Raw genomic sequence first — 15,174 nt, 5'->3', positions numbered from 1 at the left:
CGTCATCCAGCAGCTTGTTCGTTGCCGCGCCAGCAGCTGGCGCGTGCTGTGCCCTGGAGGGGATGGGTGCCTTCCCCTGCGCGTGGCGGGGCTGCTGCAGCTGAGCGTGAGAGGAAGCCGTCGTCACCGTCTCGTCGCGCGGTGACCTGCGACGTTTTGCTGTCGCAGGTCACGAGACGGCCCAGTACCGGCTGTGACGCAACCGCCGCTGCGGGCGGGCGCCGCCTGCCTGCGTTGCGCCATCGTGCCCGGCTGTTGTCGGCCATGAGAGCAGAGGCGCGGGCGGACCAGGAAGGAAGCGCTGACACCATGTCAGTGGGGGAGCCGCTGTTCGAACCACACGATTTTGCCGCCGCCCAGGCGGGTGGAGCCCCAGGAGTCGGCGCATTTGGCGACCAGTTCGAGGCCGCGCCCGCGTTCCTCGTCCGGGCCGATCCTGCGGCGGCGGGGCAGTTGGGGGCTGTCGTCGCCGATTTCGCAGCGCAGCACCAAGGTGCGGACCAGACGCAGGGTGATGGGCTTCTTGGCGTGCTGGACGGCGTTGGTGACCAGCTCGCTGATCATCAGCTCGGTGTCCTCGGCCAGCTCGTCTAGCCCCCAGCGGCGCAGCGCGCGGCCAGCCAGCCGGCGGGCCCGGCCCGGGGTCTCGTTGCGCGGCTGGAGGTACCAGTAGGCGACGTCGTTGGCCGGGATCCCGTCGAAGGCTGCGGCGAGCAGGGCGATGTCGTCGCCGCGGTCGCTGGACTGCAGGATCTGCAGCGCCTCGTGGCAGAGTCGCTCGGGAGTGAGCTGATTCGCCCCGGAGAGCCGGTCCCGTAACCGCTTCAGACCGACCGAGAGCGGCTGATCTTGGGTCTCCACCAGCCCGTCGGTGTAAAGCAGCAGCGCCGAGCCGGGCGGTGTCTCCAGCTCCTGGGAGACGAAGTCCACCCCGCCGACCCCGATCGGCGCGCCCGCAGGGAGCTGTTCGAGCAGCTCGGCCCGTCCGTCGGGATGGATCAGCACGGGCGGCATGTGCCCGGCGTTGGCCAACACGATCCGGTTGGCGATCGGGTCGTAGACGGCGAACACGCAGGTGGCCAGGTGGTGCTCCCGGCCGAGACTCTGGGCCAGCTCATCCAGGTGGTAGAGCACTTCGTGTGGCGGCAGGTCGAGGGCGGCCAGGGTCCTCGCGCTGGTCCGCAGCTGGCCCATCACAGCCACCGAGGTCAGCGAGTGGCCCATCACGTCGCCGACGAAGAGTGCCACCCGGTTGCCGGGCAGCGGGACCGCGTCGTACCAGTCGCCGCCCACAATCTCTTCTGACTGGCCAGGAAGGTACTGGTGAGCCAAACGCACGCCGCTGGGCTGGGGCAGCCACAAGGGCAATAGCGCGCGCTGGTATTCACCGATGATCTGCCCCCGCTGCTCCGCAGCGCGGAATTCTGCGGAGCCGGCGAGGTAGAGCCGAGCATTGTCCAACGAGAGCGCGGCACGATCGGCCGCTTCCCGCAGGAGCGAGACATCCGGCTGTGCGAAGGGAGCCTTGCCAGGAAGCCGCAGGAGATGCACGACGCCGAGCATGATGCCGCGGGCGGAAAGCGGCAGCGCCACGACCGAGCAGCCAGCCACAAGGGGGACCAGACTGGTGTCGCCGCCGAGCGCGACCGCGTAATCCTCCGCCAGGTCCTCGCTGATCACTGGGACCAGCGCCTCCTGGCCGCTCCGCAGGGCCAGACCGATCGCCGTACTCGCGGGCACCAAGGGAAGCGTGCCGTTCTGCAGGACCTCGCCCCAGTTTCCGGACTTGGTATCCCAGGTATAGGACATCCGCCTCAGCAGCGAGTCGCTGTCCGGCGGGTCGGTGGGCAGGTTCGACTCCCAGAAGAGCCGTTCCAGCAGGTCGACGCAGACGAGGTCAGCGAGGGAGAGCAGCATCTCGCTCAGCTCACGGGCAGTGGCACCCAGATCCAAGGTGGTGCCGACCCTGCCGCCCACATCGCTGAGCAGTGCCAGACGAGTCAGTGCGGCGTCAGAGATCTGACCTTCGGCCCAACTCGCACGCTGCGCATCAAATTCAGCCTCCAACCCCAGCAACTGCTCCTCGAGGCGCAGGCACCTGTCCTCGCTCTGGCCCTTCAGGTCCCGGGCACGCGCCAGCTCCTCACGGAGCCCCTCCACCTCGGACAGCAGCCCAGACAACTCGTCGCGCAGCCCGCCGGCTGCCCCTGACAGCTGGACGCGCTCGATGACAACCAGGCTGTCGGGCTGACCAACGGCCAGGTCAGCCTCCAACTGCCGGTACCGCTGCTCCGCTCGGTAGGCCTGCTGCTCCGCGTCCTGCAACGCCTTCAACAACGTCCGCTCCCGCAGGCCCGCCCGGGCAAGCTCGCGCTCAGCCGCACCCAGCCGCTCGCGGAGCACCTCAACCTCGTGTCCCGACTTGCTCCGAACGGACAGAGCCGCCATCCGCAGTCGGTACGCCTGTTCCTGAACCTCGGGCGTCACCGGTCGCCCGTATTTCTCGGCGACATGGCGCAGGAGATCATCGACGAAATCCCGAGGCGCGATGCGTTGGCCACTCAGATAGCGCGAGACCGAGCCCTTGTCGCGGTTGCAGCGCGCTGCGTACCGGGTGATCGATGTCGGCGCGAGGGCTCGCAACAGCTCGCTCAGGAACTGGGTGAACGCCTCGACTGCCGGTTCGAGAGCTTGCCCCGGCTCCACCGGTTCCGGTGGCGGTAGCCACTTCTCTAACAAGATCACTCCCTGTGGCTGCCCACGCGTTGCCGCCACTTGGCAACGCGTGCCGCCACTCGGCAACCCGTACCACCGTGCGCAACGCCACTCCCTACTGGGAGCCTAGGGGAAGGCCCAACGACCCCGCAGCGAAAGGCAGAAGATGTACCACGCACTCACCCGCCACCTGGCGGCCTGTCAGCGGACCGTTCTCGTCGCACTCGCCCTGTGCCCGATGATCCTGGTCACCATGGCTGTCGTGCCCGCCCTCATGGTCCTGCCGTTTTTGGCCAACGGTCACCAGCGCGCCACCGAGATCATCTTCCAGCTTCGGCGATGGACCCGCATCGCCCTCGACCACAGCCGCACCTCCCCGACGACCAATGAGACTCAGTAGTGGATCCGCACCGACGCCGGCCTCAGCCAAGGGGGGCTTCTCGTTCATTCCGCTCGCACAGCGGGCCTTGGAACGGTCCATCGCCCTTCCCGCCAGGTAGACACCCGATCCGACCCGTGGGCCCGGGGCCGGAAGTTCTTACCCCGGGGGACGTGGGGCCCGGGCCGCCCGGCTGCGCCCGCGTGCTCTTGACGGTGCGTCAGCCGAGCGGAACGGTGGAGGCGCAAGGATCCGCAACCGGCTTGGCACAAGGAGCGGTCATGGCACTACGGTTCAGGGGCATCGACCCGGACACGCCCAACGGTGGGTCTCCGACCGTGTGGTTGGAGGACGAGAAGGCGGAGATCGTCATTCCGGGCTGGCTGCCCGAGATGGAGATGTACCGCGTGATCAGCGAAACCGAGTGGGTGGAGGGCCACCTCACCGGCGTCCCGGACTACGAAGGCGTCATCCGGATCCCGGTCCGAATGATCCCGTTCCTGCGAAAGGTGCGCGATGAAGCCGAGCGTTCCGGACTTTGGCGCCCTGCTGAGGAGCGCTGAGCGCTCCGCCTGCCACCTGGAGATGCGCGACACCTACATGGACGACCCGGTGTTCGCCGACTGGCGAGCCGGCCTCCCGGTGGACCGGCCCGAGGCGTATGACCTGCCGGAGGAGTACACCTCCTGGGCTGCCCTGGTGCAGGAGACGGTCGGCCGCGGGGTGGTGATGCGCCGGGCTCGGATCGTCTCGGAGCCGGTGACCGCCTACATCCGGTGGGAGCACGCGATCACCGAGCGGCACAACGTCGCGCTCGGTGAACAGGTCCGCTGGCTGCCCAGGTCGAAGGCCTCCGACCTCGCGCTGCCGGGCAACGACCTGTGGCTGGTCGACGGGGGCCTGGTTCTGTTCCACTGGTTCACCGGTGACGGCCAGTGGGCCGGTCACGAGGTCACCGCGGATCCGGCCGTGGTGAAGATGGTGACCGGCGCCTTCGAGGCGGTCTGGGACCGGGCTGTCCCGCACGCCCGGTACGCCGTCTGATCAACCCGTCCACCACCACCCCCCGGGCAGCCAGCACCATGTCGTCGTCCCCGTCGTCCAGCGTCATCGAGGCGCGCAAGGCGCTCGCCAACCGCCTGGTCGGCCTGCGCAAGGACGCAGGCCTGACCGGTGACGAGCTGTCCGCCCGCTGCGGGTGGCACCCTGCCAAGACCTCCCGGATCCAGAGCGGCAAGTCCGCCCCGTCCGAGGACGACCTGCGCGCCTGGTGCATCGCCTGCGGTGCCGGCGACCAGGTCCCCGACCTGATCGCCGCCGCCCGCGCGGTCGACTCCATGTACACCGAGTGGCGCCGCATGGAGAGCAGCGGGCTGCGCGCCGCCCAGGAGTTCGTGGCCGCCCTCTACCGCCGCACCGGCTTGTTCCGCGTCTACGCCAGCCGCGTCATGCCGGGCATGGTGCAGACCCCCGAATACACCACCGCAGTCCTGCGCTCGATCCTTCGCGCCCGCGTCGAAGTCGACGACGTCGCCGACGCGATGGAGGCCCGGCTGGAGCGCCAGCGGATGCTGTTCTCCGGCCGGCACCGCTTCGGCCTGCTGATCGAGGAGTGGGTGCTGCGCGCCGCGGTGTGCGACTCGGAGACGATGGCGGCTCAGCTCGGCCAGCTGCTAGCCGTCTCTTCCAGCCCGTTCGTCAGCGTCGGCGTCATCCCGACCGGGCCCGACCGGCCGCACCTGCCGGTCGAGGACTTCTACCTGTTCGACGAGGCGGAGGCGGCCGTCGAGCTGACCTCCGGCTATCTGCGGATCACCCAGCCGCGCGAGATCGCCGACTACGTGCGCACCTTCACCGACCTGGCGTCCATGGCCGTCCACGGAGCCGGGGCCCGTCATCTGATCACAGCGGCGATAGCCACTCTCGGGTGACTTCGCGCAAGATGGCGCAACCTCGTTGAAGGCCCCCGCCGCTACTCCCTACCGTCGAACCGTCGCCCGCCGTGACGGACCGGACCCCCGGACCCCGGCGGGCGAGTTGGGGCCGCTGCGCCCGCCTGCCCCCCCGTCGGGTGGGCGCAGCCGTCACCGCCGACGAGAGAGCGGAGTACCCGCCGTGGCCGCGCACCCCATACCTCGCCCACCGGTTCCGGCTGCGGCCGCGCCGGGGCGGCGCCGGCGGGTGCGAGGCGCCCGGTGACCACGACCGTCGAGACCCCGACGCGGCCCCCGGTCGCCGACGCCGCCAGGGCGCTGCTGCTGTACGAGCCGCAGTCCGCTTCGGCTGCCCGGCGCCTGGTGCGCACCGCGCTGCGCGGGTGGGGGCTGGAGGACCGCGGCCCGACCGTCACCCGCGAACCGGGGCCCGGCGGAGTGGACCCGTGAGCGGCTCCTTCGCCGTCGAAGAGCCGGCCCCTGTCGGCCCGGTCGTTGAGGCCGATCTGCAGCACCGTCGGCGGTTGGAGGAGAGCGACGAGGCCCGCCGCCGCCGGCAGCAGGAGCAGGGGGAGGGGGAGGGGGAGGAGGAGGGGGAGGAGCGGCCGCCCTGGACCGTGCCCGGGAGGAAGGGCAGCCCGCCGCTGAGGCGGTCGGCCTGTCGCTGGACCTCGGTGTGCGTGACGGCGAGTGAGTGCGGCGCGGTCTGCCCCGTGCTGCTGGCCGTCGAGCAGTCCTACGCCGAGCTGGACACTGGAGCGCCCGGGCACGGGGGAGCCTGGACCTCCTTGCTGGAGAAGTTCGGCGGGGTGTACCGGCTGCTGCCCCAGGGGCCCACCCACCGCCGGACCGATCGGCTGACCCCGTCCCGCCCCAGGGGCCCGCGCCTTCGTCTCCGGGGGTGCGGGCCCCTGTCATGTGCGAACACTTGTCCAAATGTGCAGGTCAGGGTCCAACTCACTTCAACGCAGCCGTAGTTGTCAGTGGTGGGTGCTGTACTCGGCGGTTGTGCGGGGAGCACTCAACAACCCTCCTGGGGGAGTCATGACCAAGACCGTTCCTGTTCGCGGCCACCGCAGGGCCGATGGCACGTACGTGCGGGCCCATACCCGGAAGGTCAACGGCAGGACCGCTGCAGTCGGTGGCCGCGCCACTGCCGCCGACGGCGCCTTCACCGTTCCCGTTCGCAGCCACACCCGGGCCGATGGCACGTACGTGCGGGCCCACACCCGGCAGATCAGCGGCACGACGGTCGCCGTTGCCGGCGGTGGCGGCGGGGTGGCCCTGTTGATCCTGTTGCTGCTGTTCGGCGTCGGCAGCCACGGCTCCGGTACCACTACCAGCAATCCCAGCCCCGTGATGACCAGCACCGTCCAGAGTGTCCGGGTCGGAGCCGCCCACACGCCCTGACCCTCGCCTTCAGGCCAGGGTCCGGACCGTCCGCACGGTCCGGACCCTGGCCGTTTGCGCCGCCCGGCACAGGCCGGCGCTACTGTGCCGGTATGACGATCACCGGGGAGGACCAGGAAGTGCGGGGCCAGGTGCTGCTACTGGCCGCAGCCCCCCAGCGCAGCCGCCGACGGCTGCTCGACCCCGAACCGGGCGCGATCGCGATGGCGAACGTGCCCGTGCGCAGCCTGCTGCCCCACTGGCGCGGGCCCGCCGACCTGGTCCAACTCCTCGACCCGGCCGAGCCGCAGGCCGTCCTGGCCCGCCTGCGAAGCGCTGCCGCCGTCCGGGGCCCGCTGCTGCTCTACATCTGCGGCCAGCTCACCCGCGACCACCGCCAGCATCTGGTGCACCTTGCCCTGGCCCGCACCACCGAGACCACGATCCGCTGCACCGCCCTGCCCTGGGCCTGGATCGCCCGCGAGCTCGCCGACCGCCGGCCCGCCACCACCACGGTGATCCTCGACCTGGTGGCCGATCCCTCCTGCCTGCCGATGTGCGACGCCGACCTCGCCCTGCCTGCGCACGTCGCCCGATGGGGGGCCGTCGCCCCGCCGATCAAACGCGGCCCGCGCCAGGCGCCCGCCTACACCCGAGCCCTGAGCGAGCTGCTTCGCAACACCCCCGACCGCCAGCACCTGGCCCACCTGCACCCGCTGGCTGCGGGCCAGGCCCGGCTGGAACGCGGCACCGTGCTGCTCACCCCGGCCGAGCCCGTCGCCGTCGAACTGCCCCGGCCCCGGCCGGCCGCGGCGGCGCCCACCGCGCCGCCAGCGCCGAGCGGCGAGCCGGTGGACGATCCGCGGCCCGCGATCGCCCGCGCGCTGCGCGCCGGCCACCACCACACCGCCGCCGAGCTCGCGGCCCACTGGGAACACGCTGTTCTGCGCTCGCAGGGGCGCGCCACCCCGTCGATGGGGGACGTGCTGGAGGTCCAGGCCACTGTCGCGACTGCCGCCGGTGGCGGCGCCCGCGCCGCCGACCGGTGGCTGGCCACCTGCGAGCACCGCCTGCAGTGGACAAGCCCGCGCCAGGAGACGGTCAGACTCGCCGCCCGCAACGCACTGGCCTGCTGGCAGGCCCTGGAGGACGGCGAGCCGCACCTGGGCGAACTGGGCCGGCGCCTGGCCATCGTCCTGCGCACGGTCGGTGCCCAGCACCCGGCCGGTGCTGTCGAAGCCCGCCTGGCCGAACTGCAGGAAACCGTCGTCTACAGCCCGCCACCAGGATGGAACCGGTAGCTCGGGCCGACACGGCCGTCCGCCGCCGACGGGTGCGGGAACCCGCGGGGTCTGCGACCGTGTCACAGGCCGCAGACCCCGCGGGGCGCTCGGTGCCGTCAGGTCGTGAGCCGGGCGGTGTCCCTGACGGCGGCGTAGTCGAGCACGGCCTGTGCGGGCACCCGTAACGCCCGGCCGACCCGGACGGCCGGCAGCTCACCGCTGTGGATGAGGCGGTACACCGTCATCTGGACCACGTCCCGCGTGCTGTCCCGGTCGCCGGTCAGCACCTCCGTGTCGGCCAGCACCTCCGTGTACGTGGCCCTGAACAGCACCGAGACCGCCTCGCTGACGTCCGCCGCAATACGCCTGGTCACTGTCACTCGTGCGCCCCCTCACCCGCAGCCGGTGTGCCGCTGGTCGGCTCTGTGCCGACCTGGACCCGCCGTCCGGGCCCGCCCATCCCGCTCTCCTGTTCCACGACGGTGCCGAGCGTCGACCGTTCGACCAGCGCGACCAGGGTGCGGCGGCGCTGCCATTCGGCCAACTGCCGCACCACCACGGCCAGTACCCCGGGAAGGACCAGCATGATCCACGACGGGTGGCCCAGTGCCACGAACGGCACTGCCGGGGTCCACCCGGGGAGTTGGGATTGATGCCTCATGCCCAGAAGTCGAATGGCGGCGCCAAACGTCTACATCGGAGAGAAAAAATGTCACGAGCCGTCAGAATCCCGGTATGCACGCTGGTCAGGCAGCTGCCAACCGGGGCTGCTCGCTTGCCGGCAGTCCGCGGTTGTCCAGCAGCCAGGCCCGGTGGGCCGAAGACGAGGACCGTGCGCCGGCCGAGTGGAAGCAGGATCTCCTCGGTGGCAAGGATCCCTCCGGCCGGGCTCTGGATCTGGATCAGCTGGTCCCGGCGGAGGGGGTCCGGACACCCTTACGGCGTCGGCTGCGCAACCGGGGCGAAGGGGGGCCGGGAAGCAACGGGCCGAGTGCTCTCCCGGGCTGCACCATCGGGACGTCAGCTGGCCTTGAGTTCTTTTCGCCATCTGCTGGGACCCGTAGATGATGCTGCGTGAGAAGGGCCAGCTCATCGGAGTGAGGGTTTGCACCCCTCCTGGAGGGCTGTCTGGGTGTGTTGCAGTGGGCGCGTTGCACTCTGAACGGCCCGGTGTCCAGCGCGGGGTGGATCCGGTTTGCGGCCCCTTACCAGTTCAGGGCCGCTGGCGCACGGCACGGAAGCGTCGGATAACCGTTCGATCAACTTTATGGACTGAACGCCCTGTCGATCACCAGGATTCCTACTGGCCCGCAACCCAGCAGAGGCTCATTCATACCCAAGGGGGACCTTCTATGCGAATTCGCACCATCGCCACCGCCGCAGCGGCAGCCCTGACCATGGGCGTCGGAACGGCAGGCACCGCCAACGCCGCGGCTCTTGCCACCACCTCCTGCAACGCAGAGCAGGTCGGCGACTCCCAGAACTACACGGCTTACGGCATGACGGCCGGAAACATCTCCCAGATCTACAACGGCTGCGGGGACGTGCTGGCGGAGTGGATCTGGAACTACTCGTTCGTCAAGGCGCACCCCAACTCGGTCGTCCGGGTCGCGATCGCCTCCGCGGGGTACCAAGGTGGCGCTCCGGTCGACCCGCTCAGCTTCTCGACTGCGTACACCACCGCCACCCAGGGCTACGTGGTGGACTCAATCCTGGTGCCCATTCACAATGCCAGCCCGGACTCGTGGCGTGCGGGTGCTGAGCTCGACTACAGCGGATGCGCCGCGTGGTCTTCGCAGCACTACTACGGCAACGGCTCGGAGACTGCTGGTCCCTACGCTGGGTGCAACGATTGGCCGAACGTGAACCAGATCCCGTGGACCCGGCCGTAAGGGTTCAACACGCAGCACACGGGACCTGATCGGGGCCAGCGGCGACACCGGAGCCCTGAGCAAGCCCGGCTGAGCCCGTGCCAGGACGTCAGGACGTCAGGACGGCGCCGCCGCGGTGGCCGGCGCAGCCCCGGCTCCTGCACTTCCCGCAGAGCGTCACGACCCCGGCTTGAGGACGACCCGGCCCACGAGGTCGGTGCTGTTCTCCAGCAGCGCGTGTGCCCGGTTGGCCTGGGACAGAGGAAAGCGTGCGGCGATCCGGATGCCGATCAGCCCCCGGGCCAGCAGATCCAGGACTTCGAGGGCATCGCGATGGCGGGCACCGCGCACACCGACGACCGTCATCTCCAGGCGGGTGAGATCGCTCATCGTGAGCGGCAGGTACCCGCCCGTGCGCTGGTTGCCGGCCGCCGGACAGACCGTGCCGCCCAACCGCAAGGCGTCGACCGCCAGTCGGAAGAGGTCCGCGTCACCGGTGAAGTCGACGGCGTGGTCGAACCCGGTCCCGGCGGTCCAGTCCCGCAGCTCGGCCGCAGCCGCCGCCCGATCGGCGGTGACCACCACGTGGTCCGCGCCCATCTCCTTCAAGAGACCGGCCTTGTCGGCATGCCGGGTCGTCACGGCGACCCGGGCGCCGGCCATCCGGGCCAGGCGGACGGTGGCTTCCCCCATCCCTCCGGAGGCGCCGCACACCAGCACGGTCTCACCGAGCCGCACGCGCAGCCGGTCCAGAACGAGGCGGTGCGAGGTCGCGTACGGCCAGAGCAGCACCGCCGCCTGCTCCAGGTCGACGTGTGCCGGCAGCGGCAGCCAGAGCCGCTGATCACGCACCAGGTACTGCGCGTACGAGCCGAGACCGGCGTGGCCGGGCACGTCGACTCCGGTCGACAGGTTGCCCAGGCCCCGGTAGGTCTGCGACGCGTACGGATTCTCCGGGTGCACCACACCGACGACGGGATCCCCCGGCCGGAACCCGGCCACCTCGTCTCCCACCGCCACGACGGTGCCCGCGGCCTCGCGGCCGAGTTGCTGGGGCATCGGCAGCGCGCGCCGGCCGGGCAGCCGCTCCCCGGACAGCTGCCCCGAGCGGTACTTCAGGTCCCAGCCCGAGACCGAGGCGGTGTCGACGGCGACCATGACATCGCGGGGGCCCAGTGGCGGGAGCGGGTAGTCGGCATGGACCAACTGCTCGGGTCCGCCGTGTTCGAAGACCCGAACCGCCTTCGTGGTGGTGGGCAACTGGCTGTCGGTGGTCATGAGCGGGCCTTTCCGATGTTCCGATGGAGGGACCGGCCGGTACTCGGCCTGGAGGTTGCTCTGCGCGAGGCGCTCGGCCGTGCCGACCGTGCGGTCGAGCGCCTCGGCAGGTTCAGGGGTCGTTCCGCAGGCTCAGGATTCCTTCGGCGGGATCACCGGCACCAGCAGGTACGAGGGGTACCGGCCGCCGGTGTGCACCGTGTTGGTACCCGTGAAGGGAGCGCGGTCGACGGGGTTGTTGTGCCGGAACCGGGTGGGATCGGTGCGGTCGGCGGCCTGGATCACCAGCCCCAGTCGGTGGCCCGCCGCGAAGACCCTGCTGGTGGGCAGGATTTCGACCGCCGCCTCGACCGGGACCCCGGCCGTCAGCGGGCTGCGGGTGTCGTGGGGGTGCACCGGACGGTAGGGCTTGGACCGGGCCTCGTCGAGCTCGCGGTGCGAGACCCGCAGCCAGCCCTTCACCACCGGGCCGCGGTTCCCGATGCCCGACGCGTCCTCGAAGGTCACCTCCTTGCCCTCGGAGTCGATGTCGATCAGCGTCACGAACAGGTCCATGTCCTCGGTGTCCGCGCTGACCCACACGTGCAGTGCGGAGGGGCCGGTGAGTTCGACGTCCTCGATGAACGGGGCGGTGAACAGCGTGACACCGCCTGCGGGCGCCGGATAGTCCACGCGTGCCTCGGTGCCGGGTGCCTCGGCGCCCAGCGCGCCGCGCTCCGCGTCCAGGTACAGGCGGGTCCAGGCGGTGCGCGCGATCGGCCACTCGGATTCGGCGCGCACGAAGGACCCGCGCGGGTCACGGATGGTCAGGCGCACCGGCGGCTCGTCCTGCCAGGCCGTTTCGTCGCCGGCGACGAAACGGTCCAGGAAGCGCTTCTGGTAGAGCCGGCTCTCCTCGGTGTAGAAGGGCGTGAAGTGGTTGCCCTCGTGGATCTCCAGCCACTTGTGCTCGGAGCCCGCGCCGAGGTAGCCCTCGACGTTGCCCCGCAGGTGCAGTTGGTAGCTGGTCCAGTTGCCCGACGACAGCACCGGCACGGTGATCTTCGAGAGGTCGACCTCGCGGGCCAGGTAGTACGTCTTCCGTAACGCGTGCTCGCGGAGTTCGGTCGGCAGCTCGGCGTTGCCCTCCACGGCACGCTGTGGGTTGGGCGCACCGGCGGGCAGGGCGCTCTGGTTGCCGGTGATCTGACGGGTCCACCACTCGTCGGTGAACTGGTTGCTCAGGATGCCGCCGTGGTGCGACCAGTCGCGGTAGATGTCGATCGCGCCCTCCCACGGCACGATCGCGGCCAGGTGCGGCGGCTGCAGCGCCGCGACGTGCCACTGCCCGATGGCGTAGTAGGAGATGCCCAGCAGCCCCACCTTGCCGGTGCTCCACTCCTGCACCCCGGCCCATTCGATCGCGTCGTAGTAGTCCTCCCATTCGGTGGGCGAGAACAGCGCCATCCTCCCCTCGGAGTGCCCGGTGCCGCGCTGGTCGACCCGGACCACGGCGTAGCCGCGGGGCACCCACCACTCGGGGTTCGGCGTCTCCCAGGTCATCTGGGGTCCGTGCTCGTCGATCAGGTCGTAGGCGTGCGCGTTGAAGTCGGCGAAGTGGATGTCCTTGCCGTACGGGCCGTGCACCATCAGGACCGGATGCGGGCCCGGCTGCGCCGGACGGAACACGTCGGCGCGCAGCACGGTGCCGTCGCGGGTGGGGACCGGCACGTCCTTCTCGATCGTCATCTGGGCTGCAGCGGACATCGGGGCCTCCTCGGTTCTTGCCAGAATATCAACTGCTTTATAAAGTACTTTACATCCAATAGGAGCGCAACGACCGGGAACGCAACGAGGAGAACCGTCGTGACAGGCATCACCCATCTGCGCAGCATCGACATCGCGGCCACGGACCCCGCCGCGTTGTTGCCCTTCTACGAGCGGACCTGGGGCCTCGAACAGGTCCCCGACCCGACCGCCCCGGCCGGAGGGATCGCGCTGCGGGCCCGCGGCGCCGAACACCACGTGCTGCGGCTGGTTCCGGGCGCCGGGCGCGCGCTGGAGCGGATCGCGCTCGGCGCGGCGAGCCCCGCCGACGTCGACGCGATCGCGGCGAAGGTCCGCGCGGCCGGCGCGTTCGTGCTCACCGGGCCCGGCGTGCGGGCCGACGGCGGCTACACGGTCGAATTCACCGATCCGGAGGGCCGGGTGCTGGAGGTCGGCGCGGGCCTGCCGGAGCACCGCGAGCCCGCGAGCCGGGACTTCGGCCCGGACCGGCTCAGCCACGTCGTGCTGAACTCGCCGGACCTGGCCGCCGCCAAGGCCTTCTACGTCGACGTGCTGGGCTTCGCGGTCTCCGACACCTACGAGAACGACCTGATGGTCTTCCTGCGCTGCAACTCCCAGCACCACTGCGTGGTCCTGGCGCCGGGGGAGTGGGCCACGCTGAACCACGTCGCCTTCGAGGTCCGCGACACGGACGAGGTGATGCGCTCGCTGGGCCGGATGCGCAAGGCAGGGGTCGACACCATCTGGGGCCCTGGCCGCCACGGCCCGGGCGGAAACGTCTTCTGCTACTTCCAGGATCCGGTCGGCAACGTCATCGAGTACACCTCGGACCTGATCGAGGTCGGCCCCGACTGGCAGGCACAGGCCTGGCCGCGCACCCAGGAGAACGCGGACGTGTGGGGTACCAGCGGCGGCATCACCCCGGGCGTCGCCCACGCGATGGCCAACCCCCCGATGGCCAACCCCCCGATGGGAGAGCAGCGATGAAGGCGATCGTGATCGACCGGTTCGGCGCGCCCGAGGTGCTGCGCACCACGCAACTGCCCGACCCCGAGCCCGGCCCCGGCGAGGTGCGCGTGCGGGTCGGCGCGGCGACGGTCTCCCGCACGAAGGACGTCGCCGCGCGGGCCGGCCGGCCGCCCTTCGCCGAGCAGATCCGCACCTTCCCGCACGTGTTCGGCACCGAGCACGCCGGCCTCGTCGACGCGGTCGGCGAGGGGGTGGACACCGCCCTGCTCGGCGCCCGGGTCGCGGTCACGTCGGCGCTGACCTGCGGGCAATGCCGGTACTGCGCGCAAGGCCGCGAGGAGGCGTGCCCCGAGATCCGCCTGCTCGGCATCCACCGCCCCGGGAGCTACGCCGAGTTCACCGTCGTACCGGCGGTGAACGTCCAGGTGATCCCGGAGGGGATCACCCTGGCCCAGGCGGCCTCGCTGGCCGTCAACGGCGGCGTCGCCGCGGCGCAGCTGGCCGCGGGCGGCGCCGGGCCGGACACGACGGTGCTGGTGCTCGGGGCCGGCGGCGCGCTCGGGTCGACCGTCGCGGCGCTGGCCGCCTTCCGCGGCAGTCGGGTGATCGCGGTCGTACGGGACCCGGGCCGACTGGCCGGTCTGCCGCTGACCGCGGCGATCGACTCCGGCACGGACGACCTGGCCGGGCGGCTGCGATCCGCCGCCGGGGACGACGGGATCGACTGTGTCATCGACAACCTCGGAGTCCCGGCGCTGTGGGACGCCTACCTGCCCGCGCTGGCGCGGGCCACGGTGGTCGTCGTCTCCGGCGCGATCACCGATGACCCGGTGCCACTGCGGTTCCGGCAGCTGTACCTGCACAGCCACTCGATCGTCGGCGTGCGCACCGGCAACCGCAAGCATCGCGATAACCTCTGGGCCGAGGTGTCCGCCGGCTTCCGGCCGCCGGAGAACTTCATCCGACCGACCCCCTGGGACCAGGTCGTCGACGCCCACGCCCGAATCGAGGCCGGGCGAGCCGGCGGCCAGATCGTGCTCGAGTTCCCGGGGGTCACCGAAAGGCCGCGCCGATGACCCAGAGAGGCACCGTGTCCCGCCAAGAAGCGCACCCCGTCGCACCCCAGTCCCGCATCGCCTTTCTGGTCCGGCTGCTGTCCAACACGCTCAGCCAGCAGGTAGAGCGCGCCCTGAAACCGCTGTCGCTGACCCAGGCCCAGCTCGCGGCTCTGGCCCAGCTCACCTTCGCCGACGAGGGATGGCTGTCGGGCGCCGAGCTGGGCCGCCGGGCCGGGGTCACGGCGCAGGCCATGTCCGGCGCGGTCACCGAGCTGGAGCGGCGCGGCCTGGTGCGCCGCAGCCCGCATCCCACCCAGGGGCGCATCCAGCGGGTCCACATCACGGAGGACGGAGCGCAACTGCTCGACCGGGCACAGCAGCTGACCGAGCCCGTCGACGCCCGCGCGCTGGCCCTGCTCACCGAATCCGAGCGCGAGCAGTTCCGCGGCCTGCTGCTGCGTGTCATGACCGGCGCCGGGTGCGCGCTCCCGCCGCAGGAGCCGCCGGGCGGGTGAGCTCAGCGGGCCGGAG

At 71.1% G+C, this 15,174-nt stretch carries 16 protein-coding genes; 11 read left to right on the top strand and 5 right to left on the bottom strand.

The features are described from left to right. Positions 1 to 312 precede the first annotated feature (312 nt). Entirely contained in the window at positions 313 to 2,739 is a 2,427-nt protein-coding gene (locus OG294_RS00155) for a SpoIIE family protein phosphatase (RefSeq protein WP_327064279.1), read from the bottom strand. 142 nt (positions 2,740 to 2,881) lie between these two features. On the opposite strand from OG294_RS00155, the gene OG294_RS00150 reads away from it, so the two are divergent. The 7 genes from OG294_RS00150 (at position 2,882) to OG294_RS00120 (ending at position 7,718) form a co-directional block, all read left to right on the top strand. Continuing rightward, entirely contained in the window at positions 2,882 to 3,115 is a 234-nt protein-coding gene (locus OG294_RS00150; RefSeq protein WP_327064278.1) for a dTMP kinase, read from the top strand. 260 nt (positions 3,116 to 3,375) lie between these two features. Further along, entirely contained in the window at positions 3,376 to 3,657 is a 282-nt protein-coding gene (locus OG294_RS00145; protein ID WP_327064277.1) for a hypothetical protein, read from the top strand. Next, positions 3,611 to 4,138 carry a DUF6879 family protein gene (locus tag OG294_RS00140; RefSeq protein WP_327064276.1) on the top strand — a complete coding sequence of 176 codons (528 nt, stop codon included), beginning with the start codon at positions 3,611 to 3,613 and terminating at the stop codon, positions 4,136 to 4,138. Before OG294_RS00145 ends, OG294_RS00140 begins: the two co-directional genes overlap by 47 nt. A gap of 38 nt (positions 4,139 to 4,176) precedes the next feature. After that, on the top strand, positions 4,177 to 5,025 hold the full coding sequence (locus tag OG294_RS00135) for a helix-turn-helix domain-containing protein (RefSeq protein WP_327064275.1): 849 nt from the start codon (positions 4,177 to 4,179) through the stop codon (positions 5,023 to 5,025). 264 nt (positions 5,026 to 5,289) lie between these two features. Further along, a complete protein-coding gene (locus OG294_RS00130; RefSeq protein WP_327064274.1) occupies positions 5,290 to 5,478 on the top strand; it encodes a hypothetical protein in 189 nt (62 codons plus the stop codon). 594 nt (positions 5,479 to 6,072) lie between these two features. Further along, the gene (locus OG294_RS00125) at positions 6,073 to 6,438 is read left to right on the top strand and encodes a hypothetical protein (protein ID WP_327064273.1); all 366 of its coding nucleotides are present in this window, start codon (positions 6,073 to 6,075) and stop codon (positions 6,436 to 6,438) included. A gap of 92 nt (positions 6,439 to 6,530) precedes the next feature. Beyond that, a complete protein-coding gene (locus tag OG294_RS00120) occupies positions 6,531 to 7,718 on the top strand; it encodes a hypothetical protein (protein ID WP_327064272.1) in 1,188 nt (395 codons plus the stop codon). A gap of 98 nt (positions 7,719 to 7,816) precedes the next feature. Here the strand turns inward: OG294_RS00120 and OG294_RS00115 are convergent, their stop codons facing one another. After that, entirely contained in the window at positions 7,817 to 8,005 is a 189-nt protein-coding gene (locus OG294_RS00115) for a helix-turn-helix domain-containing protein (RefSeq protein WP_327071403.1), read from the bottom strand. A 71-nt stretch (positions 8,006 to 8,076) separates the two neighbouring features. Then, complete coding sequence (locus tag OG294_RS00110) at positions 8,077 to 8,361, bottom strand: hypothetical protein (RefSeq protein WP_327064271.1); 285 nt, start codon at positions 8,359 to 8,361, stop codon at positions 8,077 to 8,079. A gap of 691 nt (positions 8,362 to 9,052) precedes the next feature. Between OG294_RS00110 and OG294_RS00105 the strand changes: the two genes are divergently transcribed. Then, complete coding sequence (locus OG294_RS00105) at positions 9,053 to 9,592, top strand: hypothetical protein (RefSeq protein ID WP_327064270.1); 540 nt, start codon at positions 9,053 to 9,055, stop codon at positions 9,590 to 9,592. Positions 9,593 to 9,748: 156 nt separating this feature from the next. Here OG294_RS00105 and OG294_RS00100 read toward each other — a convergent pair whose 3' ends face one another. Together OG294_RS00100 and OG294_RS00095 are read right to left on the bottom strand one after the other, a co-directional pair. Next, entirely contained in the window at positions 9,749 to 10,849 is a 1,101-nt protein-coding gene (locus OG294_RS00100; protein ID WP_327064269.1) for a quinone oxidoreductase family protein, read from the bottom strand. A 132-nt stretch (positions 10,850 to 10,981) separates the two neighbouring features. Continuing rightward, entirely contained in the window at positions 10,982 to 12,595 is a 1,614-nt protein-coding gene (locus OG294_RS00095; protein ID WP_327064268.1) for a CocE/NonD family hydrolase, read from the bottom strand. Between the two features lie 99 nt (positions 12,596 to 12,694). Between OG294_RS00095 and OG294_RS00090 the strand changes: the two genes are divergently transcribed. The 3 genes from OG294_RS00090 to OG294_RS00080 are packed head-to-tail and all read left to right on the top strand — an operon-like array spanning position 12,695 to position 15,158. Further along, entirely contained in the window at positions 12,695 to 13,603 is a 909-nt protein-coding gene (locus tag OG294_RS00090) for a VOC family protein (RefSeq protein WP_327064267.1), read from the top strand. Continuing rightward, positions 13,600 to 14,661, top strand: a complete 1,062-nt coding sequence (locus OG294_RS00085; RefSeq protein WP_327064266.1) for an alcohol dehydrogenase catalytic domain-containing protein — start codon at positions 13,600 to 13,602, stop codon at positions 14,659 to 14,661. Before OG294_RS00090 ends, OG294_RS00085 begins: the two co-directional genes overlap by 4 nt. 14 nt (positions 14,662 to 14,675) lie before the next feature. Then, a complete protein-coding gene (locus OG294_RS00080; RefSeq protein ID WP_327064265.1) occupies positions 14,676 to 15,158 on the top strand; it encodes a MarR family winged helix-turn-helix transcriptional regulator in 483 nt (160 codons plus the stop codon). Positions 15,159 to 15,174 lie beyond the last annotated feature (16 nt).

The organism is Kitasatospora sp. NBC_01302, from assembly GCF_035976515.1.
Classification (GTDB): Bacteria; Actinomycetota; Actinomycetes; order Streptomycetales; family Streptomycetaceae; genus Kitasatospora.
Note: the sequence above shows the minus strand (reverse complement) of the source record. Positions and strands in the feature narration are given on the sequence as shown.